The organism is Vibrio aestuarianus, from assembly GCF_012395185.1.
In the GTDB taxonomy this organism is placed as follows: Bacteria; Pseudomonadota; Gammaproteobacteria; order Enterobacterales; family Vibrionaceae; genus Vibrio; species Vibrio aestuarianus.
On the sequence record NZ_JAAZTU010000004.1, the window covers coordinates 103,351 to 114,759 of the forward strand.

The 11,409-nt window shown below is 41.4% G+C and carries 10 protein-coding genes; 6 read left to right on the forward strand and 4 right to left on the reverse strand.

Annotated elements, in window-relative coordinates; all coding sequences use genetic code 11:
- Positions 1-169: 169 nt before the first annotated feature.
- The 6 genes from HGG78_RS02835 (at position 170) to HGG78_RS02860 (ending at position 6,644) form a co-directional block, all read left to right on the forward strand.
- Positions 170-1,180 (forward strand): FAD:protein FMN transferase, encoded by a 1,011-nt coding sequence (locus tag HGG78_RS02835; protein WP_172532025.1) that lies wholly within the window; start codon positions 170-172, stop codon positions 1,178-1,180.
- 3 nt (positions 1,181-1,183) lie between these two features.
- Positions 1,184-1,417, forward strand: coding sequence for a (Na+)-NQR maturation NqrM (gene nqrM / locus HGG78_RS02840; RefSeq protein WP_053310895.1), 234 nt, complete (start codon positions 1,184-1,186; stop codon positions 1,415-1,417).
- 129 nt (positions 1,418-1,546) lie between these two features.
- Complete coding sequence (dinB, locus tag HGG78_RS02845; protein ID WP_053310896.1) at positions 1,547-2,611, forward strand: DNA polymerase IV; 1,065 nt, start codon at positions 1,547-1,549, stop codon at positions 2,609-2,611.
- 156 nt (positions 2,612-2,767) lie between these two features.
- Positions 2,768-3,511 carry a YggN family protein gene (locus HGG78_RS02850; RefSeq protein WP_172532026.1) on the forward strand — a complete coding sequence of 248 codons (744 nt, stop codon included), beginning with the start codon at positions 2,768-2,770 and terminating at the stop codon, positions 3,509-3,511.
- Between the two features lie 150 nt (positions 3,512-3,661).
- The gene (locus tag HGG78_RS02855) at positions 3,662-5,122 is read left to right on the forward strand and encodes a diguanylate cyclase (RefSeq protein WP_172532049.1); all 1,461 of its coding nucleotides are present in this window, start codon (positions 3,662-3,664) and stop codon (positions 5,120-5,122) included.
- Between the two features lie 166 nt (positions 5,123-5,288).
- Entirely contained in the window at positions 5,289-6,644 is a 1,356-nt protein-coding gene (locus HGG78_RS02860; protein WP_053311005.1) for a sodium-dependent transporter, read from the forward strand.
- 61 nt (positions 6,645-6,705) lie between these two features.
- Here HGG78_RS02860 and HGG78_RS02865 read toward each other — a convergent pair whose 3' ends face one another.
- The 4 genes from HGG78_RS02865 to HGG78_RS02880 all read right to left on the reverse strand — a co-directional run bounded on the left by HGG78_RS02865 (position 6,706) and on the right by HGG78_RS02880 (position 10,826).
- Positions 6,706-7,704 (reverse strand): succinylglutamate desuccinylase/aspartoacylase family protein, encoded by a 999-nt coding sequence (locus HGG78_RS02865; protein WP_422108875.1) that lies wholly within the window; start codon positions 7,702-7,704, stop codon positions 6,706-6,708.
- A 58-nt stretch (positions 7,705-7,762) separates the two neighbouring features.
- Complete coding sequence (gene rimK / locus HGG78_RS02870) at positions 7,763-8,668, reverse strand: 30S ribosomal protein S6--L-glutamate ligase (RefSeq protein WP_053310899.1); 906 nt, start codon at positions 8,666-8,668, stop codon at positions 7,763-7,765.
- The gene (locus HGG78_RS02875; protein ID WP_053310900.1) at positions 8,668-9,108 is read right to left on the reverse strand and encodes an ATP-dependent zinc protease family protein; all 441 of its coding nucleotides are present in this window, start codon (positions 9,106-9,108) and stop codon (positions 8,668-8,670) included. Before HGG78_RS02875 ends, rimK begins: the two co-directional genes overlap by 1 nt.
- 245 nt (positions 9,109-9,353) lie before the next feature.
- A complete protein-coding gene (locus HGG78_RS02880; RefSeq protein WP_172532028.1) occupies positions 9,354-10,826 on the reverse strand; it encodes a beta-Ala-His dipeptidase in 1,473 nt (490 codons plus the stop codon).
- Positions 10,827-11,409 lie beyond the last annotated feature (583 nt).

Genomic DNA, 11,409 nt, shown 5'->3' on the forward strand with positions numbered 1-11,409 from the left:
GCTGGCTCTTAGGGGTCAGCCATTTGTTTTTATTCTCATTGTAATTGAAGTTTGATAATTTTTTAAAAAGGTTCAAATTCTACAATCGATAATGGTTGATTGAGTTGATATAGCAAATAGGAATGCGACTTCTTTCCTATATCCACTTTTCATTGATAGGAGTAAACAAGTGAAAAAATGGCTTGTTGCGTTAGCTTCTCTACTTGTGTTAGCGGGTTGTGAAAAACCAGTCGAGCAAGTGCATCTTAGTGGCCCGACGATGGGTACCACATACAATATTAAATACATTAAAGCAGACGGCATTCCGAGCTCTGAAAGTGTACAAAAAGAAGTCGATCGTTTATTGGAACAAGTCAATGATCAAATGTCGACTTATCGTAAAGATTCCGAGTTAAGCCGCTTTAACCAGTTTCAGGAGACAACACCTTTCACTGTGTCGAGCCAAACGGCTACTGTTGTGAAAGAAGCGATCCGACTGAATCAACTAACTTTAGGTGCGCTAGATGTCACTGTCGGGCCTCTGGTTAATCTATGGGGGTTCGGCCCAGAAGCCAGACCTGATGTTGTGCCTACTGATGCCGAATTAGCAAACAGAATGGCAAACATCGGTATTGAACATTTATCGGCAACAGGTACTACACTGAGTAAAGATCTTCCTAATCTTTATGTCGATTTATCTACAATAGCGAAAGGCTGGGGAGTTGATGTGGTTGCTGACTACATTCAGTCGCAAGGTATTGAAAATTATATGGTTGAAGTCGGTGGTGAGATGCGCTTGAAGGGGGTAAACCGAGATGGTGTCCCTTGGCGAATTGCTATTGAAAAACCCACTATTGATGAGCGTACGATTCAAGAAATTATTGAACCTGGTGATTTGGCGATAGCAACATCTGGTGATTATCGTAATTACTTCGAACAGGATGGCATTCGCTATTCTCATATCATTAATCCTGAAACGGGTAAGCCGATTAATCATAAAGTCGTGTCGGTTACCGTGCTTGATGCTTCATCAATGACCGCTGATGGTTTAGCGACCGGGTTAATGGTACTTGGTGAAGTCAAGGGAATGGAAGTGGCTGAGCAGCAGCAGATCCCAGTGTTTATGATTGTGAAAACAGACAACGGGTTTAAAGAGATTGCATCGACAGCTTTTAAGCCCTATTTAAATAAAAGTGAGTAAGCCATGAGTACGTTTTTCATTACATTCGGTGTTTTTTTATGTGTGATTGCCGCGATGGCAGTTGGCTACGTATTTCAAAAGAAAGTAGTTAAAGGCAGTTGTGGTGGGCTTGGTGCTGTGGGGATTGATAAAGTATGTAACTGTCCAGAACCATGTGACGCACGTAAAAAGCGAGAAGCAAAAGCCGCCGCTAGGGCTGAGAAATTAGCCGCGTGGGAAAAAGATCGCATTGCGTAATTGGTGCAATCACTACATTTAAAAGCCTGCATTGTTGCAGGCTTTTGCTTTTTAAATAATCAAAAAATTCCAATCTATCAATAGTCATAATATACTGTCTATGCATACAGTTTTGAGCGGTTGTTAGAAGTGGAAGATAAAGTTAGAAAAATCATTCATATTGATATGGACTGCTTTTTTGCTGCGGTAGAAATGCGTGATAATCCAGCCTATCGACATCGCCCTTTGGCGGTTGGGGGGCATGAAAAGCAGCGCGGCGTATTAAGTACTTGCAATTATGAAGCGAGAAAATTTGGTGTGCGCTCTGCTATGCCTACCGCACACGCTTTGAAATTGTGTCCCAATTTGTTAGTGGTTCCTGGGCGAATGTCTGTCTACAAAGATATTTCCGTACAAATTAGACAAATTTTTCAGCGATATACCTCAGTCATAGAACCACTATCTTTAGATGAGGCTTTCTTGGATGTGAGTGATTCGTGCGACTGCCAAGGCAGTGCTACACTCATTGCACAAAAAATACGTGATGAAATTTGGAATGAACTACAGCTGACGGCATCTGCGGGTGTTGCTCCAATAAAGTTTCTAGCGAAAGTCGCCTCTGATATGAATAAGCCTAATGGACAATTTGTGATACCACCCGACAAGGTTCAGCAAGTAGTGGATGAATTGCCGTTAGAAAAAATCCCAGGAGTTGGTAAGGTCAGTCTAGAAAAGCTTCATCTGGCGGGGCTTTATAAATGTAAAGATATAAAGCAAAGTGATTATCGAGAATTATTGCGTCAGTTTGGACGGCTAGGTGCTTCGTTGTGGAAAAAAAGCCACGGCATAGACCCAAGAGAGGTGGTGACTCAACGGGAGCGGAAATCGGTTGGTGTTGAACGAACATTCAGTGAGAATATTTCAACCTATAGTGAGTGTTGGCATGTAATTGAATCTAAACTTTATCCTGAATTAGAAGTGAGGCTTCGTAAAGTTAGCCCGGATAAGTCCATTATAAAGCAAGGTATAAAAGTTAAGTTTGCAGACTTTCAGCTCACCACTATCGAGCATCTACATTCCAGCTTAGAATTGGATGATTTTCGGCATTTATTAGAAAGTATTTTGCAGCGTCAGCATGGAAGAGAAATTCGATTATTAGGCTTAACAGTGATGTTAAAACCTGAAGAACTAAATAAGCAACTGAGTTTTTTCTAACTTTATTTGGTTAATAACAACCACACTTAGGTTATTTCTGGTTTAAATTGTATTGGCAACTATTGATGCAATGGTGTGATTTGCTGACAAGTTATTAACTCATTGAATGTTTGTTTTTGATATATTTCCCCACAATGTTACTCATGAGATAGAACGATGAAAAAAATAATATTACTAGCGTCGATGCTGCTAAGTTCGCCGTTATGGGCCGCACAGTGTCGAGTGAATGTTGGTCATGAAGTTCATTTGAATGGCGAAAAAGTTGAGATCATTAAAACCTCTACCGATAAAGTGCTGATGGATGACCAGAATAACTTATACATTCATGGTGAGAGGGTCGAATTAGATGCTGAACAGCAATCAGCGTTGGAGAAATATCAAGAAGATATCAATATGGCATTGCCGAAAGCGAAGCAATTAGCCAGCGATGGTCTCGCTTTAGCTAATGATATTCTTGATGATGTTGCGGCCAGTATTGATTCACCAAACGCTTTCGATAAGGTTAAGCAGTCAATGACAGAGTTTTTTGCCGATATTGAAAGTCGTTATTACCAAGGTGATGATTTAGTGTTACCAGCTCAAACTTTTGAATCGATGAGTGAAACATGGGCCGAAGATTTTGAAAAGGCCAAGGCTTTGTTCAATCAAGAGTTTATAGCTAGTGCATTTGAGGCGCTGTCGAGCAAAATGCAGCAAGAGGGTGGGTTAAATCTAACCGAACTGGCAAATACCATGGCTGAACTTAAAGACAAGATCGCAGTGCGAATTAATGAGCATTCCACTCAAATCCAAAAAGAGAGCGAAGATTTTTGTGAGTCTCTCGACAATATGGTTGAGCAAGAACAACAATTGCATCAAAAAATACCTGAACTAAAAGATTATCAGGTGTTTACCATCTAAACTTAGGGGGTGTCTTTTCGCATCCCAACTTCGTTACAGTGACTGATGGTTTGAACATTGTTTAAAAATTTTAGTTTAAAATGGTTAACCGCTTGGGTATCGGTAACAGTCGTTGTACTGTTCGTTTTATGCTACCTACTTTTTAAGTATATGTGGTCTTATGATCGCGCAGTAGAGCATGCCTTATCTTTACAGCAAGGTGAAGTAAAACGCGTTCAAACCGTCATTAATATTGCAAAAGCAGAGTTAGGAGCTTCATTAGCCGATTACGCCGCTTGGAATGATATGGCAGACTTTATTCGCAATCCAACGGAGGAGTTTGTTCAAGATGATATTGGTGTTCATGCTTTTGAATCTAACTCATTGAATGGTATTTTTATTTTTGACCCCAATGTGCAGCTGGTTTGGGGGTTAAGGTATGACTACGAAACGGGTAATGAAATCAGCTATGATTCAATACGCTATCGCTTTGGTGAACTTCTTGCTGAGGCGATGAGAAAAGAGCAAAGTTTTGTCGACCCAATCATCCGTTTTATTGTTATCGACAATGCACCGTTTATCATAGGAACTTCAAGAGTTTGCAACAGCGGTGGTTCAGAGTGCGATAAAGGTTATTTAATATTTTTAAAGCGTATTAATAACAAGTTTTTAAATAGAATTGAACAAGCAACAGGAATCAGCACCGATATACTTGTTCGATCAATCAATCAAGATGTTTTGCTTAAGCCCATTAGTAATATTACCTATCTTGAAATGCTAGATTACCGTAACCACTCAACGGTATTAATTCAAGTGAATCACAGTGTTAAGATCCCTCCTTTTATTCGCTGGCAAGAATTGTCGATGCTGGCTGTCTTTTCTGTCTTGATGTTTTTCTTCAACCTGATTGTTGTGAATAAGCTGGTCAAACCGATAACTGATGCTAATAAAGTATTAGATCAATTTCAAAATTCAGGCGGAAAAATGCCGCATGAAGGCACATTTATATCCAAAGAGATGAAAGCTTTTTCAAGGACGATCAACCAGATAGTGACAGAGTTAGAAACAAGCCGCACTGAGTTGAAGTGGCAGTCAGAACATGACCCACTGACGCGAATTGCCAATCGACGCCGCCTCGAAAAGGTTTTTAAAAGCTATATAACTCGGTATAAGTTTAGATACATCACACTATTTTTAATCGATATTGATCACTTTAAACTTTTTAATGACAACTATGGGCACTTAGACGGTGATAAAGCGTTGAAAGCGGTGGCTGAGTGTTTAGAAAGTCTTGAGTTTGATGGCCGTGGGGAAAAACTTGTTGCTCGTTTTGGCGGCGAAGAGTTTTGTGTGGTACTTGCAAGTGATATGGAAATAGACAGTGAATCGTATGGCCAGAAGTTAGTCAATGCCGTTGAGTTACTGCATATTGTGCATCAATTTTCACCATCAAATAACGTTTTATCAATCAGTGTTGGTGGTGTTGAAATTGATACTCCTAAGCTCAATGATTATTTAGACTTTTATCACGCCGCAGATCGAACGTTATACTCTGCAAAAGCGCAGGGTAGGGGACGTTATCTAGTGCAAAAGTTTCAAGCAAACCCCAAAACGCAACTCTCTGTTCAATAATATTTACATCCGACCATTATTCAAATTGCCGATTGCCTGCTCAATAAATAGGTAATCTAATTGCTCATTATCACGCTTTGCATTAGTGTACTAGTTAGCTAGTTAGCTAGTTAGCTAGTTAGCTAGTTAGCTAGTTAGCTAGTTTATTGATATCTGTGTGAGTGGTATGACGCAATCTAATTCTCGTGAACTGTTTGGTTCTCGCCTTGGTTTTATTTTAGCAGCAGCGGGTGCGGCCGTTGGCCTTGGTAATATTTGGGGTTTTCCAACGCAAGCAGCCAGTAATGGCGGCGGTGCTTTTCTGTTGGTCTACTTAGTAATGATTATGGTTGTTGCCTTCCCTATGCTCGTTGTTGAAATGGCGATTGGTCGCTTTGGGCAAGCAAACCCTGTCGATAGTATGCGTTCACTCACTGCTAATCCAGTCGCCAAGGCTATCGGAGGCGTTGTTGGTTGGATAGGCTTGAGTGTTCCTAGCGCTGTGCTTGCTTTTTATAGCATTGTAGGTGGTTGGTTAATTTGCTTTCTCCTTGGTGCGGTCACGGATCTGCTCGGTATGGCTGAAATGACCGCTTGGTTTAAAGGCTTTAGCGTTGAGAGAAATCTATTCGGGACGCTTATTTTTTATGTTTTGACGATTCTCATTGTCCAAGGTGGAGTGAAGCAAGGGATAGAAAAGTGGTCTACTCGCTTGATGCCCGCATTATTTATATTGTTTGGTGTTTTATTTATTTACATCATGACTCAATCGGGCGCAATGGAAGGGTTACAGCACTATTTGATTCCTGATTTCTCTAAAATTTGGGACAAGCAGCTATTATTGGCTGCAATGGGACAAGGATTCTTTTCTTTGACCATTGGTGGTTGTTCGATGCTGATTTACGGTTCGTATTTAAGTAAGAAAGAAAACTTACCTAAGATGGCATTGAGCGTAACACTTGTTGATACCGCCGTTGCTTTTATCGCCGGTTTAGTGGTATTGCCAGCTATGTTTGTTGCCATGCATAAAGGTGTGCAGATCTATGCTGAAGACGGCTCATTGCTAAGTTCTGATACATTAGTTTTTACTGTGTTACCGCTGATGTTTGATAGTTTAGGATGGTTAGGGCAAGTATTTTCGATAGTGTTCTTTACTCTTTTGACCATTGCCGCATTAACTTCTTCTATTTCAATGTTGGAATGCCCCGTTGCTTTAGTGAGTGAGCGTTTTAATACAGCGCGAACACCAACAAGCTGGATTTTAGGTGGTGCGATTGCCAGCATCAGTGTGATTATTGTTTATAACTTTGCTGAGCTATTTGGGCTGGTCGCGATGTTAGCTACACAGTACTTGCAACCTATGGCTGCGCTTATGTTTTGTCTGTTTGGTGGCTGGGTATGGAATCGCCACAGCAAGGTCAAAGAACTTGAGCAAGGTTTCCCTGAATTCCAATTGGGTTGGTTTGGTAAAATTTGGCCGTGGTATGTGAAGTTTGTTTGCCCAGTTCTAGTGACTACGGTGATATGGGCATCGTTTAGCTAAATCGAAATAAAATGAGTGAAAAGCACGCCCTTATTGAAAAGGGCGTGCTTTTTATTTAGAGCTAGACCATTGAAGGTGGGGTAATGTGACCTGTAGTTAATGGTTCTAAATCGGTATCTGCGACTTCTTCAATGAAGTCTCCAACGACTTGTTCAACCATATCATCACTTTGTGAGAAGTATGCAAGGTGAAAAACCGCATCGCCCTCATTAACCAAAGGCAAAGTTTGCTGACCAATGACAATGCCACCTTTATTCGCTTTTAATTCAACCTCAACGTGGCCTAATGGTGAGTTGATATAAGCCAGAACTTGGCCTTTTTCTACTTTATCACCCAAGGTGACTACGGTTCTTAAAATGCCATCGCTTTCAGCTCGTAGCCAACTGGTTGATTTTGCAATGATCGACGTCGGGATCGATTTTCTGCTTTTTCTCATCATACCGATAGATTGCATGGTTCGTTTGACACCAACAATGCCTGCGTTGATAGCAAGAGGATCAAATTTTAAGGCTTCACCTGCTTCGTAGGTTAGTACCGTAATGCCTGATTTTTCAGCTTCACTTCTCAGTGAACCATTGCGCAGTGGCGAATCGATAATCACTGGCGTCGCAAAAGATTGAGCCACACGTAATGTTTCTGGGTTCGATAGGTCGGCGCGAATCTGTGGCAGATTGGTGCGGTGAATCGCCCCCGTGTGTAAGTCAATAATGTAGTCACAGCGTAGTGCGACTTGAGAAAAGAATGTGTGTGCCATACGAGAGGCTAAAGAGCCTGTTTCGCTACCGGGAAAGCAGCGATTGAGATCTCGTCTATCAGGTAAGTAACGTGATTTATGGATGAAACCAAATACGTTTACAATGGGTACAACGATCAGCGTTCCTTTAAGTTTCAAAGGATCAACTGAGTTAATTAACTGACGTACTATCTCAACACCATTGAGTTCATCACCATGAATAGCGGCATTGACCATGAGTGTTGGACCTGACGAAATTCCGTTTATGATTTCGATGGGAATGGATAAAGGGGAGTGTGTATAAAGCTTAGCGGCTTCTAGTTCGATAGCTTTCCGTGTTCCTGGGGGAATGACTCCCCCCAGAAATTCAAATTCCTTATTTTTTTTAACCTTTGCCACGCGTTTTTGTTCCTTTTGTTGCCGCATTTTTTTCGATAAATTCGACAATCATCCCTGCAATATCTTTACCAGTTGCGGCCTCAATACCTTCCAGACCAGGAGATGAGTTTACTTCCATGACAAGTGGGCCACGTTCTGATCTTAATAGATCAACACCAGCAACGTTAAGCCCCATTATTTTTGCAGCCTCGATAGCAGTGCGTCGTTCTTGAGGGGTAATCTTAATTAAAGAAGCTGTACCACCACGGTGAAGGTTTGAGCGGAATTCCCCCTCAGCACCTTGACGTTTCATCGCTGCAATGACTTTATCACCAATCACAAAACAACGAATATCAGCGCCACCCGCTTCTTTGATATACTCTTGCACCATGATGTTGGCCTTAAGGCCCATGAATGCTTCAATGACACTTTCTGCTGCTTTGCGCGTTTCCGCTAACACTACACCGATGCCTTGTGTTCCTTCAAGTAATTTAATCACCACTGGAGCACCGCCAACCATTTCGAGTAAGTCTTTAACGTCATCGGGCTTGCTAGCAAAGCCAGTGATCGGCATACCAATACCTTTACGCGACAATAGTTGCATTGAACGTAGTTTGTCTCGAGAACGGCTGATCGCAACCGATTCATTGACAGGATAGACTCCCATCATCTCAAATTGACGTAAAACAGCAGTACCATAAAAAGTAACTGAAGCGCCGATACGAGGAATAACCGCATCAAACCCCGCCAACTCTTCACCTTTAAAGTGAATTTCTGGCTTGTCTGAATTGATATTCATATAGCAACGTAACGCGTCGATAACCTTGACTTGGTGACCACGATCTTTACACGCTTCAATCAAACGTTTGGTTGAATAAAGCGAAGAGTTACGTGACAGAATACCAATTTTCATTATTTGTGCTCCTCGAAAGCGATTAAAAAGGATTGTGTTGGGTCAACGACAATCTTATTGTGCATAGCGGTACGGCCTAACAGCATGCGAAAAGCCATGTTTTCACGGTTGGTTAAGGTGATCTCTATTGGCCATATTTGACCACCTAAACTGACTTCAGATTCAATCACGTAACGTGTTTCTTCATGGCCGCCTGAATCACGTACGGTACGTTCATCTACCACTTTTGCTTCACAAACGACGACTTTTTCATCATTCCGCTGTAAAGGGTGGATCCAAAAGCGAACCCAAGGCGCTTCTTCTTTAGTAAAGCTTTCTACTTTAAATGCGTGTAAGCAAGACGTACGAGCTCCGGTATCTATTTTTGCTTTGATTTTTTCAATACCTAACGCTGGAAGGCAAAGAGTTTCCCGCCATCCGACAATCATTTTTTCTTTCATCGCAGTTTCAATCTTTTTGAGAATTAAAGATAACGCTAAGGATTAAGCGCTATCATCGATACAACAACGTGCTGTAATCGCTAGAAGAGAGTGTGGTGAATAACTCTAGGAACTTCAAGGGGGCGAACTCTAACAGTGGCTTAAAGTGTGCGCTAATGAATAAATTTTTTCTTATCGATAAATTTTTTTGATAGAAATCAAGTGAAAACAAGATACCGGGCTAGATAGCCCGGTAAAGTCATTAATTATGCTTTGGTTGGGATGGCTTCCAGTAGAGCAACCATCTGATCCCAGAAAAGATCCACAGTGTCGATTTTTACCTTTTCATCTGGGGAGTGAGGGAATTTGATTGTAGGGCCAAATGAAACCATATCCATTTCAGGATAAGGTTTTTTGAACAGGCCGCATTCAAGTCCTGCGTGGATAACCATGATATTTGGTTTATGACCGTAGATACCTTCATACATATCACGGAAAATAGCCATGATTTCAGAATCTGCATCAGGCTTCCAGCCAGGATAGGCGCCAGAAAATTCAATCTGAGCACCAGCAAGTTCAGCGACAGAGGTCAGCATACCTTCAACTTGGCTGCGACCAGAGTCAATCAAAGAACGGATCAAACACAGGACTGTTACGCTATTTTCAGCCGTAGTAATCACGCCAACGTTCAATGACGTTTCAACCACACCTTCAATTTCATCGCTCATGCGGATCACGCCATTTGGACATGCATTTAACGCCGCAATAAAACGCTGTTGGTCTGCGGTAGTAAATACAGTTTTAGCATCATCTTGCACTTCATTGAAAGAAACGATACTGGTTTCAACACGTCCAAGTTCTTCTTTAAGAAGGTCTGTGTAGAAGCCAAATAGTTGATCCAGCTTTGCTTCATTTTCTTTAGGTAAGGCAACAGTGACAAAAGCTTCACGAGGAATCGCGTTACGCAAGCTACCACCACGAAACTCAACTAGGCGCAGTTCAAGTTGTTGTGCGTGGCCAGCTAAAAAGCGAGCAAGCAGTTTATTAGCATTACCGCGACCAGTATGGATGTCGCAACCTGAGTGGCCGCCTTTTAAGCCTTTCAATGTCAATTGACGAGTGACATAGTTACTTGGCGTGGCATCACGTTCAATACTAAATGTCATTGCGCCATCAATGCCGCCTGCGCAGCCCATGTATACTTCGCCTTCTTGCTCTGAGTCAGTGTTCAGAAGAATGTCGCCTTCTAGCCAACCTGCTTCTAGACCGAAAGCACCAGTCATCCCCGCTTCTTCATCGATTGTCAGCAGTACTTCAATAGGACCGTGTTTGATCTCATTAGAAGCCAAAACCGATAGACAAGCAGCCATACCAATGCCGTTGTCAGCACCCAAGGTTGTACCTTTAGCTGTTACCCACTCACCGTCGATGTAAGGCTGAATAGGATCTTTAGCAAAGTCATGTTGCGTATCTTCGTTTTTCTGCGGCACCATATCGATATGTGCTTGTAACACGACACCTTTTTTATGTTCCATTCCTGGAGTGGCTGGTTTTTTAATAAAAACGTTACCGGTTGGATCGCGGCGAACTCCTAAGCCTTGCTCTGTTGCCCACTGAATAATGTATTGAGCAAGCGCTTCTTCATGCTTAGAGGGATGTGCAATAGCACAGATTTTATCGAAAAATTGCCAGATAGGTGTAGATGATAACTTACTGATTTCAGGATAGAACTCAGACACGGAAGGCTCCTTTTATTTGAGTTTGCCAGATCAAGGTGAATAAGATGGTTCTCTGGATAGAGATTGATTGATCATAGCGTGACTTTTGTTATTCACAGCATACCACTCTAGGCAATAGGCGAGTAGCCTGCTTTGAGAGGAATTATTTGAGTGAAATCATTGTTGGACCGTACATAGTGTACAAAGGAGATTACAAATAGGTGTTTAGGCTCTTATTAATAACGACTAGTACTTATGATTAAATTGACATTAATGTAATTTAATTACCAAAAATGAATGACACAGATCAATAAAAGAAAAATATGTGATTCAAATCACTAAAGTAGTTGTAATTTAATTTCTTGGTGGTATATTTGTAACCAACTTCGAAAGCGAAGAAAAAATGCTCAAAGGATGAGTCCGTTTTATCGCCTCCAGGGAACCGAGAAATCAAGTAATATTCAATTGATTTAATAAGGTGATAGTTATGAAAGGTTTACCATCTGCAATGTTCTGGCTAAACAAATCTGTTTATACAAGTAACTTTGCATACCCAACAAGCTTTGGTTATTAAGACTCAAAGCATGTTATCTGAACGTTATGT